The 20019-nt window shown below is 62.3% G+C and carries 17 protein-coding genes and 1 pseudogene; 8 read left to right on the top strand and 10 right to left on the bottom strand.

Annotated features, from left to right (window positions below; translation table 11 throughout):
* The first annotated feature begins 13 nt into the window (after positions 1 to 13).
* The 3 genes from OGV19_RS01285 to OGV19_RS01275 all read left to right on the top strand — a co-directional run bounded on the left by OGV19_RS01285 (position 14) and on the right by OGV19_RS01275 (position 3035).
* Positions 14 to 1267 (top strand): OprD family porin, encoded by a 1254-nt coding sequence (locus OGV19_RS01285; RefSeq protein WP_264311768.1) that lies wholly within the window; start codon positions 14 to 16, stop codon positions 1265 to 1267.
* A gap of 138 nt (positions 1268 to 1405) precedes the next feature.
* Positions 1406 to 2329: a LysR family transcriptional regulator gene (locus OGV19_RS01280; RefSeq protein WP_047583969.1), complete on the top strand. Its 924-nt coding sequence runs from the start codon at positions 1406 to 1408 to the stop codon at positions 2327 to 2329.
* A gap of 193 nt (positions 2330 to 2522) precedes the next feature.
* The gene (locus OGV19_RS01275) at positions 2523 to 3035 is read left to right on the top strand and encodes an Mpo1 family 2-hydroxy fatty acid dioxygenase (RefSeq protein WP_264311767.1); all 513 of its coding nucleotides are present in this window, start codon (positions 2523 to 2525) and stop codon (positions 3033 to 3035) included.
* Between the two features lie 46 nt (positions 3036 to 3081).
* Here the strand turns inward: OGV19_RS01275 and pcaC are convergent, their stop codons facing one another.
* From pcaC to pcaR, 9 genes are all read right to left on the bottom strand, one after another.
* Entirely contained in the window at positions 3082 to 3474 is a 393-nt protein-coding gene (pcaC, locus tag OGV19_RS01270; protein ID WP_027594092.1) for a 4-carboxymuconolactone decarboxylase, read from the bottom strand.
* A 10-nt stretch (positions 3475 to 3484) separates the two neighbouring features.
* A complete protein-coding gene (pcaD, locus tag OGV19_RS01265; protein ID WP_264311766.1) occupies positions 3485 to 4276 on the bottom strand; it encodes a 3-oxoadipate enol-lactonase in 792 nt (263 codons plus the stop codon).
* Positions 4277 to 4287: 11 nt separating this feature from the next.
* Complete coding sequence (locus OGV19_RS01260) at positions 4288 to 5652, bottom strand: 3-carboxy-cis,cis-muconate cycloisomerase (protein ID WP_264311765.1); 1365 nt, start codon at positions 5650 to 5652, stop codon at positions 4288 to 4290.
* 9 nt (positions 5653 to 5661) lie between these two features.
* On the bottom strand, positions 5662 to 6951 hold the full coding sequence (locus OGV19_RS01255) for an MFS family transporter (RefSeq protein ID WP_264311764.1): 1290 nt from the start codon (positions 6949 to 6951) through the stop codon (positions 5662 to 5664).
* Positions 6952 to 7136: 185 nt separating this feature from the next.
* Complete coding sequence (pcaF, locus tag OGV19_RS01250; RefSeq protein ID WP_264313873.1) at positions 7137 to 8342, bottom strand: 3-oxoadipyl-CoA thiolase; 1206 nt, start codon at positions 8340 to 8342, stop codon at positions 7137 to 7139.
* A complete protein-coding gene (locus tag OGV19_RS01245) occupies positions 8339 to 9118 on the bottom strand; it encodes a CoA-transferase subunit beta (protein ID WP_264311763.1) in 780 nt (259 codons plus the stop codon). Before OGV19_RS01245 ends, pcaF begins: the two co-directional genes overlap by 4 nt.
* Entirely contained in the window at positions 9115 to 9975 is an 861-nt protein-coding gene (locus OGV19_RS01240; protein WP_264311762.1) for a CoA transferase subunit A, read from the bottom strand. The genes OGV19_RS01245 and OGV19_RS01240 overlap by 4 nt, the downstream gene beginning before the upstream one ends.
* Positions 9976 to 10109: 134 nt before the next feature.
* Positions 10110 to 11456, bottom strand: a complete 1347-nt coding sequence (locus OGV19_RS01235; protein WP_264311761.1) for a 4-hydroxybenzoate transporter PcaK — start codon at positions 11454 to 11456, stop codon at positions 10110 to 10112.
* A gap of 328 nt (positions 11457 to 11784) precedes the next feature.
* Positions 11785 to 12660, bottom strand: a complete 876-nt coding sequence (gene pcaR, locus OGV19_RS01230; RefSeq protein ID WP_264311760.1) for a pca regulon transcriptional regulator PcaR — start codon at positions 12658 to 12660, stop codon at positions 11785 to 11787.
* 535 nt (positions 12661 to 13195) lie between these two features.
* Here pcaR and OGV19_RS01225 point away from each other — a divergent pair.
* Both OGV19_RS01225 and OGV19_RS01220 read left to right on the top strand, forming a co-directional pair.
* Positions 13196 to 13396, top strand: coding sequence for a hypothetical protein (locus OGV19_RS01225; protein ID WP_264311759.1), 201 nt, complete (start codon positions 13196 to 13198; stop codon positions 13394 to 13396).
* 313 nt (positions 13397 to 13709) lie between these two features.
* Entirely contained in the window at positions 13710 to 15182 is a 1473-nt protein-coding gene (locus tag OGV19_RS01220) for an inorganic phosphate transporter (protein ID WP_264311758.1), read from the top strand.
* Positions 15183 to 15242: 60 nt separating this feature from the next.
* Here the strand turns inward: OGV19_RS01220 and OGV19_RS01215 are convergent, their stop codons facing one another.
* Positions 15243 to 16718 carry a helicase HerA-like domain-containing protein gene (locus OGV19_RS01215; protein ID WP_264311757.1) on the bottom strand — a complete coding sequence of 492 codons (1476 nt, stop codon included), beginning with the start codon at positions 16716 to 16718 and terminating at the stop codon, positions 15243 to 15245.
* Between the two features lie 167 nt (positions 16719 to 16885).
* On the opposite strand from OGV19_RS01215, the pseudogene OGV19_RS27690 reads away from it, so the two are divergent.
* The 3 genes and pseudogenes from OGV19_RS27690 to OGV19_RS01205 all read left to right on the top strand — a co-directional run.
* Positions 16886 to 17902 (top strand): annotated as a pseudogene (locus tag OGV19_RS27690) (cache domain-containing protein); the annotation flags it as partial.
* Positions 17903 to 17995: 93 nt separating this feature from the next.
* The gene (locus OGV19_RS27685) at positions 17996 to 18760 is read left to right on the top strand and encodes a methyl-accepting chemotaxis protein (RefSeq protein ID WP_371097681.1); all 765 of its coding nucleotides are present in this window, start codon (positions 17996 to 17998) and stop codon (positions 18758 to 18760) included.
* A gap of 250 nt (positions 18761 to 19010) precedes the next feature.
* Positions 19011 to 19946, top strand: coding sequence for an IS110 family transposase (locus tag OGV19_RS01205; protein WP_264309399.1), 936 nt, complete (start codon positions 19011 to 19013; stop codon positions 19944 to 19946).
* Positions 19947 to 20019: the final 73 nt, after the last annotated feature.

Genomic DNA, 20019 nt, shown 5'->3' with positions numbered 1-20019 from the left:
AGATCCACGACAGATGAGCATTTCGCACCCCGCACGCCAGCTGCTGCCAGGCCTGTTGGCCATGTCCTGCACCCTCCCCGTTATCGCCGCCGACGGTGGTTTCATGGAGGACGCCAAGGCCACCCTCAACCTGCGCAACTTCTACATCAACCGCAACTTCGTCGACCCGGCGCACCCGCAGGCCAAGGCCGAGGAATGGACCCAGAGCTTCATCCTCGATGCCCGTTCGGGCTTCACCCAAGGCACCGTCGGTTTCGGCGTGGATGTACTGGGCATGTACTCGGTCAAACTCGATGGCGGTAAAGGCACCACCAACACCCACCTGCTGCCGGTGCACGACGACGGCCGCCCTGCAGATGATTTCGGCCGCCTGGGCGTGGCCCTGAAAGCCAAGGTCTCGCAGACTGAGCTCAAAGTCGGGGAATGGATGCCGGTGCTGCCGATCCTGCGCTCGGATGATGGCCGCTCGCTGCCACAGACCTTCCGCGGTGGCCAGCTCACGTCCAAGGAGATCGACGGCCTGACCCTGTACGCTGGCCAGTTCCGCGCCAACAGCCCGCGCAACGACGCCAGCATGGAAGACATGTCGCTCAATGGCCGCGGTGCATTCACCTCCGACCGCTTCAATTTCGGCGGCGGTGAATACACCTTCAACGACAAACGCACGATGATTGGCCTGTGGAATGCCCAGCTCAAGGACATCTACCGTCAGCAGTACCTGAACGTGGTCCATAGCCAGCCTCTGGGCGACTGGACCCTGGGCGCCAACCTCGGTTACTTCATCGGCAAGGAAGACGGTGCCGAGCGCGCCGGCGAACTGGACAACCGCACCGCCTCGGCGCTGCTTTCGGCACGCTACCAGGGCCATACCTTCTACGTCGGCCTGCAAAAGGTCAGTGGCGATGATGCCTGGATGCGCGTCAACGGCACCAGTGGCGGCACTTTGGCCAACGACAGCTACAACTCAAGCTTCGACAACGCCAAGGAGCGCTCCTGGCAGGTCCGGCATGACTTCAACTTCGCCACCGTCGGGGTACCGGGGCTGACCCTGATGAACCGCTACATCAAGGGTGACAACGTGACTGCAGGTGGCGTTGACGACGGCAAGGAGTGGGCACGGGAAACAGAGCTGGCCTACGTGGTGCAGTCAGGCAGCTTCAAGGACCTTTCGCTGAAATGGCGCAACTCGACCATGCGCCGGGACTTCAGCACCAACGCATTCGATGAGAACCGCTTGATCGTGAGCTACCCGTTGAATCTGCTGTAATTTCGACGGTGTCTTCGCGGGCAACCCGCGAAGACACCTTAAATAACCACATCGAATAACAACCTAAACAAACCTTCGTTGACGACATAAGCTGTAACAGCTTAAATCGAGCCCTGATCCCCGCCCCAGAGCCGCGACATGGACCTCCGTCAACTGCGCTACTTCATCGCCCTCAACGAATACCGCAGTTTTGTCCGCGCCGCCGAAGCCATGGGCATCACCCAACCTGCCTTCAGCCGCGCCATACAGGGCCTGGAGCAAACTTTCGGTTGCCCTTTGGTAGACCGCGCCAGCAAAGCATTACCGCCCACCCCCGAAGGCCTGGTGGTGCTGCAGCACGCACGCCGCCTGGTGCAAGGCGCCGCGCAACTGAGCAACGAAGTGCTGCAGATGACCAAACTCGACGCGGGCGAGCTGCACTTCGGCAGCGGCCCGGCCCTGGCCGTCCGCCTGGTCCCCGAAGCCTTGCGCCACTTCATCGACAGCCACCCGGGTATCCGCACCGCGCTGCTGGTGGACAATGCCGAACGCCTCGGCCAGGCATTGCGCCGTGAGCAGATCGAGTTTTTCGTCGACGACATCCGCCCCTTCGAGGCCGACCCCAACTTCCATACCGAGCCCCTTTCGCCACGGCCCGGCCTGTTCTTCTGCCGCCCCGGCCACCCACTGCTGGCCAAGGACAGCTTGTCGACCAACGACCTGTTCACCTACCCGCTGGCCAGCGCCCTGCTCGCGCCGGGTGTACGCAAGCGCCTGGCCAACCTGAGCGGGCGCAGCGACTTTACCCCGCACCTGCAGACCGAGCACCTGGCGGTGCTGCGCAGCGTGGTGCAGGCCAGCGATGCGATCGGCACCGCCAGCGAAGAAGCCGTTGCCGAAGACCTGGCTGCCGGCCGCCTGGTGCGCCTGCACTGGCGCAACCTGCCGCCAGCGCTGGAGGTACTCAGCGTGCGCTGTGGTGTGGTCAGTCGCAGCGGCTATCGGTTGTCACCGGCGGCGCGGGCAATGATCGAGACCCTGGTAGGGCTGGATGCGCCCCTGCGCAGTGCCGCTATTCGCTGAACGGATGATGATGGTGGGCAGCAGGCTATCCTGAGCACTATAGGTTGCCTGTGCCGGCCTTTTCGCGGGCAAGCCCGCTCCCACCGGAGGGGGCCCAACCTGAGGGCAGCGAGGTTCTTTGGGAGCGGGCTTGCCCGCGAAGAAGCCGGCACAGGCAGCAAAATCCGATCAGGCAAACCAGGGAGGCACAACAATGAAAAACCTCGTCGAGCACCTGAGCCAATACGCCAACTACCACCGCGACCCCCGCAATATCGCCACCCATTTCGTCGGTATTCCACTGATCGTGCTGGCGGTGACCATCCTGCTGTCGCGCCCAGGCTGGGACATTGCAGGCATGTGGCTGTCACCCGCCCTGCTGGCCGCAGCGGCTTCGGTGTGGTTCTACTTGCGCCTGGACCTGCGCTTCGGGCTGGTCATGGGCCTAGTGCTGGGGTTATGCCTGTGGGCTGGCCAGGTACTGGCGGTGCAAAGCACCGGGCTGTGGCTGGGTGCCGGGCTGGGGGCATTCGTGGTGGGCTGGATCATCCAGTTCGTCGGCCACTATTACGAGGGCCGCAAGCCGGCGTTCGTCGACGATATCAGCGGGCTGATCATCGGGCCGTTGTTCGTGGTGGCGGAAGCGGCATTCATGCTGGGGTTGTGCCCAGCGCTGAAACAGGCCGTAGAGGCCAACGCCGGGCCGGTAGCACTGAGGTCGGTGTAGGAGCGGCCTTGCGTCGCGAAAGGGCGCTCCTACAAAACCGCAAGGATCAAGCGCGCGACTCGACCCCCAGCTCATCCCACACCGACTCCGCCAGGTGGAAGGTGGCATTGGCCGCCGGAATACCGCAGTAGATCGCGCTCTGCATCAACACTTCCTTGATCTCGTCGCGGGTCACGCCATTGTTGGCAGCGGCCCGCAGGTGCAGCTTGAGCTCGTCGTTGCGGTTCATGCCGATCAGCATGGCGATGGTGATCAGGCTGCGGGTGTGGCGCGGCAGACCGGGGCGGGTCCAGATATCACCCCAGGCATGGCGAGTGATCATTTCCTGGAACTCGCCATTGAAGTCGTTGAGCTTCTCCAGGCTGCGGTCCACGTGGGCATCGCCCAGCACCGCGCGGCGCACCTGCATACCGGCGTCGTAGCGTTGTTTCTCGTCCATGGCGTTGTCCTCAGTGGGCCAGCAGGAAGTCGAGCACACGGCGGCTGAAGCGCTCGCCAATCTCGACGTTGGACAGGTGCGCAGCCGGGAAGTCGACATACTCTGCGCCGACAATACCGGCCTGCATGAAGCGGCCATGTTCCGGCGTGGTCACCACGTCTGCGGTACCCGCCACGATCAGTGTCGGCACCTGGATGCGGCTCAATTGTTCGCGGTAATCGGCATCGCGCACCGCCGCACAGTTGGCGGCATACCCCTCAGGGCTGGTCTGCGCCAGCATCTGGCAGATCCGCTGGGCTTGCTCAGGCTGGGTTTCGGCGAAGGCCGGGGTGAACCAGCGAGCGATAGAAGCATCGCGCAGGTTGACCATGGCCTGCTGGCCATCCTTGAGCACGGTGTCGATGCGCGGGTTCCAGACCTCGTCGTTACCGATCTTGGCGGCGGTGTTGCACAGGGTCAGGCTCGACAGGCGCTCGCCCGCGTTGATGCCCAGCCACTGGCCGATCAGGCCGCCCATCGACAGGCCAACAAAATGCGCCTTTTGGATGTCCAGGGCGTCGAGCAAGGCCAGCACATCGCGGCCAAGCTGCTCGACATTGTACGGCCCCTCGGTCACCAGCGAAGCGCCGTGGCCACGGGTGTCGTAGCGCAGCACCCGGAAATGCTCGCTCCACAACGGGATCTGCGTGTCCCACATGCCCAGGTCGGTGCCGAGCGAGTTGGACAGGACCAGCACCGGAGCATCCGCCGGGCCATCGATTTGATAGTTCAGTACGCCATCGGCCAGTTGCAAATGTGCCACAGCAGTCTCCTTCAGGCAGTGAAACGTTGATGTTCAGCCACGGCGCGCGCCACCCAGACGCGGGCCTGGCCGAGGTAATGGGCAGGGTCGAGCAGGCGATCGAGTTCTTCCGCCGACAGTTCGGCACTGACCTGCGGCTCGTCACCGAGGACCGCGCGCAGGTGGCGCTGCTCGGCAACGGCGCGCTGGCAGCACTGCTCAAGCAAGTGGTGGGCGCGGTCACGGCCCAGGCGCTGGGCCAGGACGATGCTGACCGCCTCGGCCAGCACCAGGCCCTGGGTCAGGTCGAGGTTGCGGCGCATGCGCTCGGCATCGACCTGCATGCCTTCGGCGATCACCTGGGCCTGGCGCAGGGCGCCAGAGACCAGGCAGCAGATATCCGGCAGGGTTTCCCATTCGGCATGCCACAAACCCAGGCTGCGCTCATGCTCTTGAGGCATGGCGGCAAACAGCGTCGACAACAGGCCAGGCACCCGCGTCGCAGCGCCGATCAGCACGGCGGCGCCCACCGGGTTGCGCTTGTGCGGCATGGTCGAGGAGCCACCCTTGCCCGGCGCGGACGGTTCGAACACCTCCCCCGCTTCGGTCTGCATCAGCAGGCTGATGTCGCGACCGAACTTGCCCAGGCTGCCAGCGATCAGGCCCAGCACCGAGGCAAACTCCACCAAACGATCGCGCTGGGTGTGCCACGGTTGCTCGGGCAAGTGCAGGTTGAGCTGCTCGGCCAACCCCTCGGCCACCGGCATGGCTTTGCTGCCCAATGCCGCCAGGCTGCCGGAAGCACCGCCAAACTGCAGGCACAACAGACGCGGGCGCAGTTCCTGGAGCCGCTGGCGATGGCGGGTCAACGCGCCCAGCACACCGGCCAGTTTCATGCCCAGGGTGACCGGCGTGGCATGTTGTAGCCAGGTGCGCCCTACCAGCGGTGTATCGGCATGCTGCAAGGCCTGGCGCGACAGCGTCTCGGCCAGTTGGCCAAGGTCCGCCTCGATCAGGTCGAGGGCATCGCGCAACTGCAGGACCAACCCGGTATCCATGGCGTCCTGGCTGGTGGCGCCCAGGTGCACGTAGCGCTCGGCCTCAGGGACGCCGCTGGCGATCACCTTGCCCAGTGCTTTGACCAGCGGAATCGCCGAGTTGCCGGCACTGGCGATGGCATCGGCCAGGGCGTGAGCGTCGTAGCGCTCGGCCTTGCAGGCCGCTTCGATGGCCGCCACCGCGCTGTGCGGCACCAGCCCGGCGGCCGCTTCGGCGCGGGCCAGGGCGGCTTCGAAATCGAGCATGCCCTGCAGGCGGCCACGGTCAGAGAAAATCTCGCGCATGGCCGGCGCGGTGAAGTAGGCATCGAACAGCTGGTTGTCCGCACGGTACGTCATTGCAGGTCCTTAATCATCATGGTGCAGGTACGCCGCCTGCTTGGGCAGGCGCAGGCTGAACAAGAAAGCCACCGCCATCATGGCCGTCACGTACCAGTAAAAGGTGTTTTCCATGCCCAGCGTCTTCAGGCCCAAGGCCACATATTCGGCAGACCCGCCGAACATGGCGTTGGCCACCGCATACGCAAGGCCCACCCCCAGTGCGCGCACCTGCGGCGGGAACATCTCCGCTTTTACCAGGCCGCTGATAGAGGTGTAGAAACTGACGATACACAAGGCCAGGCTGATCAGCACGAAGGCCAGGAACGGGCTGGTCACGGTCTTCAGTGCCATCAACAGGGGCACAGTGAACAGCGTACCCAGGGCGCCGAACAGCAGCATGGAGTTACGTCGGCCGATACGGTCGGAGAGCATGCCGAAGAACGGCTGCAGGATCATGAACAGGAACAGCGCGCCCGTCATCACATAGCTGGCGCTCTTGGCGTTCATCCCGGCCGTGTTGACCAGGTACTTCTGCATGTAGGTGGTGAAGGTGTAGAAAATCAGCGAACCGCCGGCGGTGTAACCCAGCACAGTGATAAACGCTGCAGCATGGTTGCGGAACAGCCCGCTGATCGAGCCGGCGTCCTTGTCATTGCGAGTCTCGGCGTTGCTGGTTTCGTGCAGCGAGCGACGCAGCATCAGCGAGATCAGTGCGGCCACCGCGCCGACCACGAACGGAATGCGCCAGCCCCAGGCGCGTAGCTCATCCTCGGTCAGCAACTGCTGCAGGATCACCACCACCAGCACCGCCAACAGCTGGCCGCCGATCAGGGTCACGTACTGGAACGAGGCGAAGAAGCCGCGCTGGCCACGCAGTGCCACTTCACTCATGTAGGTGGCGGTGGTGCCGTACTCGCCGCCCACCGACAGCCCCTGGATCAAGCGGGCGAGCAACAGCAGCGCCGGCGCCCAGGCACCAATGCTGCCGTAAGTTGGCAGGCAGGCGATCATCAAGGACCCGGCGCACATCATTAGCACCGAAATCATCAGGGAATTCTTGCGGCCATGGCGATCGGCCAGGCGGCCAAAGATCCAGCCACCAATGGGGCGCATCAGGAAGCCCGCAGCGAATACACCTGCGGTGTTGAGCAACTGCACGGTGGGGTCGTCGGAGGGGAAGAAGGCCGGGGCGAAGTAGATCGCGCAGAAGGCATAGACGTAGAAGTCGAACCATTCCACCAGGTTGCCTGAAGAGGCACCCACGATTGCGAAGATACGCTTGCTGCGTTCTTCGCCGGTGTAATAGGTTGAGGTCATGAGGTTTTACTCCTGGAGGGTCCTAGGTAATTCTAGACATACCTAGTAACACACTCGTTCCGCTCACAGGCTGGCAATTGGCCTTGAGTCTTACAGGGCCGGCCTCTTCGCGGGCAAGCCCGCGCCCACAGAAGAGGCGTGGTCCCCTGTGGGAGCGGGCTTGCCCGCGAAGAGGCCGGTACAGGTCAAACCCGCTCGATGGCCAACGCCAACCCTTGGCCGACACCCACGCACATGGTCGCCAGGCCTTTACGCCCGCCGCTCTTCTCCAACTGATGCAGCGCCGTCAGCACCAGGCGCGCACCGCTCATGCCCAGCGGGTGGCCCAGGGCAATCGCGCCGCCATTGGGGTTCACGTGCGGGGCATCATCGGCCACACCCAGTTCACGCAGCACGGCCAGGCCTTGGCTGGCGAACGCTTCGTTCAGCTCGATCACGTCGAAGTCGCTCATCGCCACGCCCAGGCGCTCGGTCAGCTTGCGCACCGCCGGCACCGGGCCAATGCCCATTACCCGAGGTGCAACGCCGCCACTGGCCATGCCCAGCACTCGGGCACGTGGGGTCAGGCCGTGTTTCTTCACCGCTTCGGCCGACGCCAGGATCAGTGCCGCAGCACCGTCGTTGACACCCGAAGCGTTGCCAGCTGTGACGGTCTTGTCCGGGCCATTGACCGGCTTGAGCTTGGTCAAGGCTTCAAGGGTGGTTTCCGGGCGCAGGTGCTCATCGCGCTCGACGACGGTCTCGCCCTTTTTGTGGGCAATACGCACCGGCACGATCTCTTCGGCGAAGAAGCCAGCAGCCTGGGCCGCAGCGGCTTTCTGCTGGCTGCGCAGGGCGAAAGCGTCCTGGTCGGCGCGGGACACTTGGTAATCGTCAGCCACGTTATCGGCGGTTTCCGGCATCGAATCGACGCCGTACTGGCTTTTCATCAACGGGTTGATGAAGCGCCAACCAATGGTGGTGTCTTCAAGCTTCATGTTGCGCGAGTAGCCGCTCTCGGCCTTGCCCATCACAAAGGGTGCACGCGACATCGACTCGACGCCACCGGCGATGGCCAGTTCCATTTCGCCACTGGCGATCGCGCGGAACGCCGTGCCGATGGCATCCATGCCCGATGCGCACAGGCGGTTTAGGGTTACGCCTGGAATGGTCTCGGGCAGGCCCGCCAGCAGCAGCGCCATACGGGCCACGTTGCGGTTGTCTTCACCGGCCTGGTTGGCACAACCGAAGAACACTTCGTCGACCTGATCCCACTGCACCGACGGGTTGCGCTCGATCAGCGCCTTCAGCGGCACTGCCGCCAGGTCATCGGCGCGCACGCCGGCCAGGGCGCCGCCGAAGCGGCCGATTGGGGTGCGGATGGCGTCACAGATGAATACGTCGCGCATCAGGCTTCTCCTGCCACCTGGCCATGGGCCGCGGCGGTACGGGCTTCGAGGTCACGCAGGGCGGTCAGTTCGACTTCGGTGGGTGCGGCGCTGGTCTGCACGTCATCGGCAAAGCGAATCGCCCAGCCGGTGGCAGCCACGATCTGCTCGCGGGTCACACCCGGGTGAATCGCGGTGACCACGAATTCATGGGTGCCGGCTTCTGGCTCCATGATGCACAGGTCGGTGATGATGCCAACCGGGCCTTCACCTGGCAGGCCAAGGCGTTTGCGCGAATCGCCACCCTCGCCGTGACCGACCGAGGTGATGAAGTCCAGCTTGTCGACGAAGGCACGCGGAGACTGCTTGAGGATGATCAGCACCTGCTTGGCGGAGCCGGCGATCTCTGGCGCGCCACCGGCACCCGGCAGGCGGGTCTTCGGCGCGTGGTAGTCACCGACCACTGTGGTGTTGATGTTGCCGAAGCGGTCAACCTGCGCAGCGCCGAGGAAGCCCACGTCGATGCGGCCACCCTGCAGCCAGTAGCGGAAGATCTCGCCGGTCGGGACCACGGTGTCTGCGGTTTCGGCCAGTTCGCCATCGCCGATCGACAGTGGCAGCACGCTTGGCTTGGCGCCGATCGGGCCAGATTCGTAGATCAGTACCACGTCTGGCGACGAGGTCAGGCGCGCCAGGTTGGCGGCCTTGGACGGCAGGCCGATACCGACGAAGCACACAGCACCGTTGCGCAGGCGGCGGGCGGCGGCCACGGTCATCATTTCAGAGGTGGAGTAGCTCATTGTGCAGCCTCCGCAGCGCTGGCCAGCTTGGCCTTGAATTCGTTGAAATCGGCGGTACCACGGATGTAGGTATCGATCCAGGCACTGAACGTCTCGCGGTTGCGCGCGATCGGGTCCCAGGCCTGGTAGAAGCGGTTGTCACGCTCGTAGTAGCCATGGGCGTAGGACGGGTGTGCGCCACCGGGTACCAGGCAAACGGCGCTCAGCGCCCAGGTCGGCAGGACGCACGCGTTCATCGGCGCCTGCAGGTCGTCGACGATCTCCTCGACCGTGACGATGCAGCGCTTGGCCGCCAGGGCTGCTTCCTTCTGCACGCCCAGAATGCCCCACAGCAGCACGTTGCCCTTGCGGTCGGCCTTCTGTGCGTGGATCACGGTTACATCCGGGCGTACCGACGGTACGGCGGCCAGCACTTCGCCGGTGAACGGGCAGGCCACGCTCTTGATCAGCGGGTTGACCTTCGGCAGGTCGGAGCCTGCGTAGGCACGCAGTACCGCGAAAGGCAGGCCGGAGGCACCGGCGACGTAGGCGTTGGCCAGGTCGGCATGGCTGTGTTCTTCGATTTCGATCGCATGCGGCCACTGCTTCTCGACCGCGTCACGCAGGCGGTGCAGCGAGCCGACACCTGGGTTGCCGCCCCAGGAGAAGATCAGCTTGCTGGCGCAGCCGGCGCCGATCAGCTGGTCGTAGATCAGGTCTGGCGTCATGCGCACCAGGGTCAGGTCGCGCTTGCCCTGACGGATGATCTCGTGGCCGGCAGCGGTCGGGATCAGGTGAGTGAAACCTTCGAGGGCGACGGTATCGCCGTCCTGTACGAACTGCTTCACGGCTTCGTGAAGCGAGAGAATTGCAGCCATTTGGAGACTCCTGGTCAGGGTGCATCGGTGAGTTCAGATTAAGGAGACTGGCAGGTAGCTTACAATCCGATAATCGAACTTTTGTGCGATTATCGAACAATTTGTTGTCCTGCTAACCATCCAATTCCAGCGTTTCAGGTCGCGTCCGCGTGGCTGACCAACCCCTTCACGATCACACCCACCGTCGCCAATGCAGCCGGTACCAGCAATGCCGTCAGCACCTGTTCGAAATTCCAGCCCAGGCCCAACAGCGTCGCACCGCTCCAGGCGCCCAGAATCGCGCCAAAGCGACCGATGCCCAGCATCCACGAAACGCCTGTGGCACGGCCCTGGGTCGGGTAGAAGCGTGCTGCCAGCGACGGCATGGCCGACTGCGCACCGTTGACACACATACCCGCAACCAGCACCAGGGTCGCAAGCACGGTGATGTTGCCCAGGCTCTGCCCGACGGCGTAGGCAAACACCCCGGCCAACAGATAGAAAATGCCGATGACCTTGTGCGGGTTGAAGCGGTCCATGGCCCACCCCACTCCCACTGCACTCAGCACGCCACCGAACTGGAACAGCGCGCCAATGAAGGCTGCCTCTTCCATGCTGGCACCACTGTCACGCATCAGGGTCGGCAGCCAGCTGGTCAGCAGATAGACAATCACCAAGCCCATGAAGTAGGTCAGCCACAGCAGCATCGTGCCCAGGCCGTAGGTGCCGGAGAAGATCACCGCAAACACGTTGCGCGCAGCCACCGCCTTCTGCTCGGGCACGCTGAAACTGGCCGCCTGGGCCACCACCTGCGGCGCAATCGGCGCCAAGGCCTTGCGCACCTTGTCGGTGCCGCGATTACGCACCACCAGGAACCGCGCCGACTCCGGCAGCCAGACCATCAGCACTACCACCAGCAGCAGCGGCAGCACGCCACCGATCACCAGCAGGCTATGCCAGCCGTAGGCCGGGATCATCTTCGCGGAGATGAAGCCACCCCCCGCCATGCCCAGGTTGAAACCACAGAACATGCTGGTTACCAGCAGCGACTTGAGGCGCTCGGGGGTGTATTCGGACAGCAGCGTGGTCGCATTGGGCATACCCGCACCCAGCCCAAGCCCGGTCAGAAAACGCAGGATCAGCAGTTGGTCGACATTGGTCGCGTAGGCCGAGGCCAGGCTGAAGCCGCCGAATACCAGCACCGCGCCCACCAGCACGCCCTTGCGCCCGAAACGGTCGGCCAGCGGCCCGGAGCCCAACGCGCCAAACACCATGCCGATCAACGCGGCACTCATGACCGGGCCGAGGCTGGCGCGGTCGATGCCCCACTCCTGGGACAGGGCCGGGGCGATGAAGCCCATGGCAGCGGTGTCCAGGCCATCGAGGAAGACAATCAGAAAACACAGCAACACGACCCGCCATTGATAGCGGGACAGCGGCTGGTCATTGATGAACGACTGAACGTCGAGGCAATTGCCGACGTTGGATTGTGGTTGGTTCATTGTTGTTATCCAGAATTAGGGCACAGCCATGCCACCGCACTCAGGGCGCGAGTACAGGGTTCGATAATGGGGTGATGGCGGCCTGCGTCAGCCTGGATACAACACTACTGCGTGCGGGTGCGGCCGCGGCAGCGATGGGACAGTAGTCATGGTATGTGCCTCTTATGTTTTTCTTGTTCGGTCGGCAAGCCGACCGTTGCGAGAGACATTAATCAGCAGACGGGGGGGACGCAATTCGCTGGGAGCGACATTGTGCGTTTATCGAACAGGAAACAGCTGAAGTGTTCGATTGTGGGACATGGAGGGGGCGATAGACCCCCTGCACAGTTCAACCAAACAACTGATGGCAAAGATCCCGACTGGCCGCCAACAGGATCGGCAAGAACCGCTGCTCAAGTTCGCTACGTGTCACACGCCCAACATGAGTGCTGACATTCAACGCGGCAAGCACCTGCCCCGACGCGTCATAAATAGGCACGGCAATAGAACGCAGCCCTTGCTCCAGCTCCTGGTCCACCACGCACCAGCCCTGGGCACGCACTTGCTGGATGCAGGCAAACAACGATTCGGCATCATGCAAGGTCCTGCTGGTGCGCGCCTTCAGGTCTGCCCGGTCCAGGTACTCGCGCAGGCTGGTGTCATCCATCGCCGCCAGCAGGATTCGCCCCATGGACGTGCAATACGCCGGCAAACGCCCGCCAACCGACAGGTCCACCGAGATCAGCCGCTCCACTGTCGCCGATCGGGCTATATAAAGGATGTCGTCGCCTTCGAGGGTGGCCATGTTGGCCGCCTCGTGCAACTGGTCACTGATGCGGTCCAGGTACGGCTGTGCGGAAATCGCCAAAGGCGTCGACGAAAGGTAGGCATGCCCCAGGGTGAGCACCTTGGGCAACAGCGAATACGTGCGCCCGTCAGTTGTCGCATAGCCCAGCTTGATCAACGTGTGCAGGCAGCGGCGCACCGCCGCGCGCGGGATCTCGGTGCGGTGGCTGATCTGGGCGATGGTCAGGTGGCGCTTGCGCTCCTGAAACGCCTGGATCACCGCCAGCCCCCGCGCGAGCGAGGTCATGAAATCCGGGTCGCCGGTAAACGCCTGAATACGCTTGGCCGGCGATGCCACGATCGGCGGCGCCAGTGCCGGTGCGGCAGGGCGTACCGCCTCTGGGTTGGCAGATTCGTTGGCCGGTGTTTCGTCGCTCATCGCTCACCTCAAAAAAATCGCTGGTTCGTGCGATTATCGAACGAACGGCCGATAATCGCAATTGACCGCTGACACTTTTGCTTATACCTTTCTCCTGCCACTTGTGGCTTCTTTGGAGAGACTGGTCAGGTACCCACCGTAGAAGTCCCAGGCAACGGCCTCGCCTTGTGCGAGGCCGTTTTTACATCCCCTCCTCGCTACTGTGTCGCGACGAACTTTTGCCCGTCACGCCTTTCAAAGTTATACGCACGACGTGACGCGTTGCCGAATGAAACCGACAACTTCTACTGGCGCTGTCAGGCTGGGGTAAATAACCCTGTTCGAACAATTGTCGGTTGCTATAATCGATTGGGTTGAACGCCCCGATGCTGGGGTAATGGAATACACCGCTGTATCCAGCACTTACGCTCAACCCACGCCTGTACAGGCGCTGTATGGCATCCCCACTGCTTTCCAGGTGGCATCGCTGTGCGCGCTGGGGCACGCTGTACAGCAAACAACAACAGTCCTTAATTCAACTTACTCAGGTACTACTGTGACGAAAGATGAACTGCGCGTAGAACTCGAGCGCCAGGCTGAACGTTACAAGGATGTTTACGGTGGTGAAGTCACCACTTACGCAGCTCAACCGGACCCGGAACGCAAACCTTGGCGCAAGCGCGCCAGCGTGCGTGACCAGGCGTTCAACGAGGAGCTGGAAAAAATGGAAAAGGAACTGCGCAGCGACAAACCCTGAGCGCCAGGTTCCGCCTTCCGCGTCGTCGCCCGGCACGCCCGGGCGCGGTCGATCTTTACCCATCGGTCGAAGATGAAATGGAATTACACAAATTTCATACGGCCGTTTGAATTGATACATCCCCTCATACTTTGCAGAAATTTGACGATTTTCCGCATATTTTTCGCTTTTTAGCCGACATTTATTCACCCAAACGCGTAAGCATGCGCTTGAAGGTCGCAGCGTCAGGCATGCCACCGGTCTGTCGCGGGTGCATCGATTGCCAATATTTTCTGGCATAATCCCGCCCCCCTAAGACCGCCAGACAACCTTCATGATCGATTTATTCAGCGGACTGGATGCCTGGGTGTTGGTGAGCCTGCTGCTCGCCTTGACCTTCGTACTCGCCTTCGAGTTCATCAATGGCTTTCATGACACCGCTAACGCGGTAGCTACCGTCATCTATACCAAAGCCATGCCGCCGCACCTCGCCGTGTTTTTCTCCGGCGTGTTCAACTTCCTCGGCGTTCTGCTCGGTGGTGTCGGGGTGGCCTATGCCATCGTTCACCTGCTGCCGGTAGAGTTGCTGATCAATGTGAACACCGGGCACGGCCTGGCCATGGTCTTCTCGCTGCTGGCTGCAGCCATCACCTGGAACCTGGGCACCTGGTACTTCGGTATCCCGGCCTCCAGCTCGCACACGCTGATCGGCTCGATCCTCGGTGTTGGCCTGGCCAATGCCCTGATCAACGACATCCCGCTCGGCGATGGCGTCAACTGGCAGAAGGCGATCGACATCGCCATGTCGCTGGTGGTCTCGCCAATGGCAGGCTTCGCCGTCGCGGCCCTGGTGCTGATCGGCCTTAAATGGTGGCGGCCTCTGTCGAAGATGCACAAGACGCCCGAACAGCGCCGCAAGCTCGACGACAAGAAGCACCCACCCTTCTGGAACCGCCTGGTACTGGTGATTTCGGCCATGGGCGTGAGCTTCGTTCACGGCTCCAACGATGGTCAAAAAGGCATCGGCCTGATCATGCTGGTGCTGATCGGTATCGTGCCGGCCAAGTTCGTTCTCGACCTGAACAGCACCACCTATCAGATCGAGCGTACCCGCGACGCCACCCTGCACATGAGCCAGTTCTACCAGCGCAACGAAGCCACCCTGGGTGAGTTCCTGGCGCTGGGCAAGGCCAAGTCGAGCGACCTGCCAGAGCAGTTCAGTTGCAACCCGCAGCAGACCGAGCCGACCATCACCGCACTGCAGGCCTCGCTCAAGGGCGTGACCGACTACCACACCCTGGATGCCGACAAGCGCGTGGAAGTACGCCGCTACCTGCTCTGCCTGGATGACACGGCGAAAAAGGTCGGCAAGCTGCCAGGCCTGGACGCCCGTGAAAAGGCGGACCTTGAGAAGCTGCGCAAAGACCTCACCGCCACCACCGAATATGCACCGTTTTGGGTGATCGTGGCCGTTGCCCTGGCCCTGGGCCTGGGTACCATGGTTGGCTGGAAGCGCGTGGTACTGACGGTTGGCGAGAAGATCGGCAAGCAGGGCATGACGTATGCCCAAGGCATGTCGGCGCAGATCACCGCAGCCTGCGCCATCGGCATGGCCAACGTGTTCAGCCTGCCGGTATCGACCACCCATGTGTTGTCATCCGGTGTTGCCGGTACCATGGTCGCCAACAAGAGCGGCCTGCAAGGCGGCACCGTAAAGACCATCCTGCTGGCCTGGATACTGACCCTGCCCGCCTCGATGGGCTTGGCAGCTGGCCTGTTCTGGCTGGCGTCCAAGGCGATTGGCTGAGCGATACCGCTGTAGAAAAAGGCGCCTTTGCAGGCGCCTTTTTCATAGGCCTCGATACTGCTAACGCTTCTTGCCGCCCAACAACGACCCCATCAACCCCCGCACCAACTGCCGCCCCAACTGATTGGCAGCCTGGCGCACCGCAGACTTGATCGCCTGCCCCGCCGCACTCTGCAAAAAATCTCCGGCCTTGTCGGCAAAACTCTCTTCACCGGCCTTTGGCACCGGCGTCGGCTCGACAGGCTCACCCTTGCGCTGGGTGAGCATTTCATAGGCCGACTCACGGTCCACCGGTTTGTCGTAGCGCCCGGCCAGCGGCGACAAGGCTATCAACGCGCTACGTTCAGCCACGCTCAAGGGGCCGATGCGCGATTGCGGTGGGGCGATCAGCACCCGCTGCACCATGGCGGGCGTGCCCTTTTCCTCCAGCGTGCCGACCAAGGCTTCACCGATACCCAGCTCGGTCAGCACCGCCAGGCTGTCGAATGCGGGGTTGGGGCGAAAGCCATCGGCCACGGCCCTGAGCGACTTTTGCTCTTTTGCGGTGAACGCACGCAACCCATGCTGGATGCGCAGGCCCAACTGGGCCAGCACGGCATCTGGCAGGTCACCCGGCGACTGCGTGACGAAGTAGACCCCCACGCCCTTGGAGCGAATCAGCCTTACCACCTGCTCCAGGCGGTCCTGCAATGCCTTGGGCGTGCCGTTGAACAGCAAATGCGCTTCATCGAAGAACAGCGCCAATACCGGCTTGTCGGCATCGCCACGTTCCGGCAACTGTTCGAACAATTCGGCCAACAGCCACAGCAGGAAGGTCGCATACACCTTCGGCGCCTCGTGCACCAGCCGGCTGGCATCGAGCAAATGGATACGCCCACGGCCGTCACTGCCGGGGCGCAGCAAGTCTTCTAACTGCAACGCCGGCTCACCGAACAGCGCTTCGGCGCCTTGCTGCTCAAGGGTCGCCAGGCGACGCAGCAAGGCCTGGGTGGAGGCGCTGGTCATCAGCGCGCTGTCTTCACCCAGCATTTGCGGGTTGTCCTTCAGGTGCGCCAGCAGCGCCTTGAGGTCTTTGAGGTCAAGCAGCAGCAGGCCTTCACGGTCGGCCACCTTGAACGCTGCATACAAGGCTGCCTGCTGGCTGTCGGTCAGCTCCAACAGGTTACCCAGCAGCAGCGGCCCCATTTCGCTGAGGGTCGTGCGCAAGGGGTGGCCGGACTGCCCGGCGATGTCCCACAGGCTCACCGGGTAAGCCTGGGGCGTATGCCCCAACCAGGGCATGCCGGCAATGCGCTCGGCCACCTTGCCCTGCGGCGCGCCTGCCGCCCCCAGGCCGCAGAGGTCGCCTTTGACGTCGGCCGCGAATACCGCCACGCCGGCATCACTGAATACTTCGGCAAGGTGCTGCAAGGTGACGGTTTTACCAGTGCCCGTGGCGCCGGCTACCAGCCCGTGGCGGTTGGCGAGGCGCATGGCTTGATTCACAGGCAAGCCATCAAGGCCCGCCCCTACAACAATTTGCGAAGGATCCGACATCTTCTTTCATCCTCTTCTCAAGCTTTGCCGCGTATCGGCCGATACCTCGGGGTGATATTCGCCTAGAACACAGTAACAACCCAACTAGGACTTCCCGGGATGTTGCACTGTCTTGCAGATGTATTCGTGCGAACGCCCGATAAAACCTTAGCGGAACCGATTACACCATGAGCAAAAGCCTTCGTTTCAGCCACAAGATTCTCTTGGCGGCATCACTGATCGTGATACTCGCCTTCAGCCTGTTCACCCTCTATAACGATTATCTCCAGCGTAATGCGATCAGAGAGGATCTGGAGAATTATCTGGCTGAAATGGGCGAATCCACTTCGACCAATATTCGCAACCTGTTCGAAGGGCGTATCAAGCTGGTGCAGAACCTGGCACAGAACATTGCCCAGTCACCCAGCGACGCCGAAACCCTGATGGGGCAAAATGCGCTGCTCACAAGCTTCCTCACGGTGTACCTGGGCAAGGTCGACGGTGGCTTCAGCGTGCGCCCGGACGCCGCGATGCCCGACGGCTACGACCCACGCACCCGCCCCTGGTACAAGGACGGCATGAACGCCTCCGGCGCGACGCTGACCGAACCGTACATCGACATGACCACCAACAAGATGGTCATCGGCATCCTCAGCAAAGTGTCCAACAGTGTGGGCGTAGTCGGTGGCGACCTGGCCCTCGACGGCCTGGTTGAGATCATCAACTCGCTGAACTTCGGTGGCATGGGCTACGCGTTCCTGGTCAACGACCAAGGCAAGATCCTTGTCCACCCGGACAAGGATCTGGTGATGAAATCGCTGTCGGACCTGTTCCCGCAGCACACGCCGACACTTTCCGGTGAGCTGACTGAAGTCCAGGCTCAGGGCCAGACCCGCCTGCTGACCTTCACCCCGATCAAAGGCCTGCCGTCGGCCAACTGGTACATCGGCCTGTCGGTGGACAAGGACAAAGCCTTCTCCATGCTCAGCACCTTCCGCACCTCGGCGGTGATCGCCACGCTGGTTGCGGTGGTCATCATCATCGGCCTGCTCGGCCTGCTGATTCGTGTGCTGATGCAACCGTTGCTGACCATGACCCGCGCCATGGAAGACATCGCCGAAGGTGAAGGCGACCTGACCAAACGCTTGCGCATCCAAAACCAGGACGAATTCGGCATTCTCGGTACCGCCTTCAACCGCTTCGTCGAGCGCATCCACGGCTCGATCCGCGAAGTGTCCTCGGCCACCGAGCAGGTCAACGAAGTGGCCCTGCGAGTGATCAGCGCCTCGAACTCGTCGATGACCAACTCCGACGAGCAATCCAACCGCACCAACAGCGTCGCCGCCGCCATCAACGAGTTGGGCGCCGCTGCTCAGGAAATCGCCGGCAACGCCGCCCAAGCCTCGCAACATGCAAGCTCCGCACGCTTGCTGGCTGAAGAAGGCCAGCAGGTGGTGGAACGCAATATTGCGGCGATGAATCGCCTGTCCGACCTGATCGTCACCTCCAGCGCGCACATCGAGACGCTCAACAGCAAGACCGTCAACATCGGCCAGATTCTCGAAGTTATCACCAGCATCTCCCAGCAGACCAACCTGCTGGCCTTGAACGCGGCGATCGAAGCCGCCCGTGCCGGTGAAGCCGGGCGCGGCTTTGCGGTGGTTGCCGACGAAGTGCGCAACCTGGCGCACCGCACCCAGGAGTCGGCACAACAGGTGCAAACCATGATCGAAGAGCTGCAGGTCGGTGCCCGCGAGTCGGTCGACACCATGGGCCAGAGCCAGCGCCACAGCCAGGACAGCGTGCAGATCGCCAACCAGGCCGGCGAGCGCCTGGACAGCGTGACCGTGCGTATCGGCGAAATCGACGGCATGAACCAGTCGGTGGCCACGGCCACCGAAGAACAGACCGCCGTGGTCGAAGCGATCAACATGGATATCAATGAGATCAACATGCTCAACCAGGAGGGCGTTGAAAACCTGCAAGCCACCCTGCGCGCCTGTTCGGACCTGGAGCAACAGGCTTCGCGCCTGAAACACCTGGTGGGCAGCTTCCGTATCTGACCCCAGACCGCACCGCCTGCTTCGCGGGTGAACCCGCTTGTGTCTTGGAGAGGGAATAGAATCTGAAGTGAGAGCGGTGAATGGCAAGCTGATAGCCCGAGGTGCCCAGAGCACGTGTGGGAGCAAAAGCTGCCATTCACCGTTCCACTTTGGCGAGAGCCCGAACAGTTGGATGAGGGGCGTAATCTCGAATCACAAGCGTGGGCCAAGCCAAAGCGCTCTCACTCCTTGAGTTTAAGAGGGTTTGGCCATGTCTTCCTCTGTCGGCATCGATGTTTCCAGTGCCACACTTGCTGTTCACATCCGCCCTGAGGGGGTGAACTTCAGTGTTTCCAATGACTTGAAGGGATTCCAACTGCTCGTCGAAAAGCTTGGCGGGTATGCAGTTTCAATGGTCTTGCTCGAAGCTACCGGTGGCTACGAGTGCAATGTCCTCAAAGCGCTGCAGGATGCCGATTTTCCGGTTTGCCGGATCAATCCCAGTCGTGCCCGGGACTTTGCCAAGTCGATGGGTAAACGCGCCAAGACCGATCCCATTGACGCAGCTGTTTTGGCTCACCTGGCTGAAGTTATGCCCCCACGGCCTTGCCAGGTGATGACACCCGAGCGGGCCTTGCTGCGCGAACTGCTTATGCAGCGGGATCGCTTCGTCCAACAGCGCGACGATGACAAGCGGCGCCTGAAGCAGGCGCGGGCTCCCAGTGTTTGTTTGCGGTTGGAACAACACATCGCCTATCTGAAGGGTGAAATTCGAGCGCTGGAACAAGAGATCGCACAGCAGGCAGCAGCTTTGCCTGATGACCGGGTTAAACAGCTCACTCAAGTCAAAGGAATTGGTCTGATTACTGCCGGAAAGCTGATGGCCTTGCTGCCAGAGCTGGGCCAGGTGGATAAGAAGGAAATTGCCGCCTTGGTCGGTGTTGCGCCGTTCAACCAGGACAGCGGCAAGCAGTCGGGCAAGCGTTCAATCTGGGGGGGGCGCTCACAAGTCAGGCGGGCGCTCTATATGGCCTGCTGGGTGGTGATACGGCACAACAAGGACTTCTGCGAGCGCTACAAAGCACTGCGAGCCCAGGGGAAGTGCGCGAAAGTATCGGTGGTGGCGTGTATGCGAGTATTGATAGTGAGGCTAAATGCGATGCTCAAGACCGGAACGCCCTGGAAGGAGCAAATAGCTCATTCGTAGGAGCAAGCCTTGCTGGCGATGCCCGGCACAGCCGGGCCTGGGGCGCTACGCGCCCCATCGCCGGCAAGGCCAG

This window comes from Pseudomonas putida, assembly GCF_025905425.1.
Classification (GTDB): domain Bacteria; phylum Pseudomonadota; class Gammaproteobacteria; order Pseudomonadales; family Pseudomonadaceae; genus Aquipseudomonas; species Aquipseudomonas putida_AF.
The sequence above is the reverse complement of the archived record's forward strand: the minus strand, read 5'-3'. Positions and strand labels throughout refer to the sequence as shown.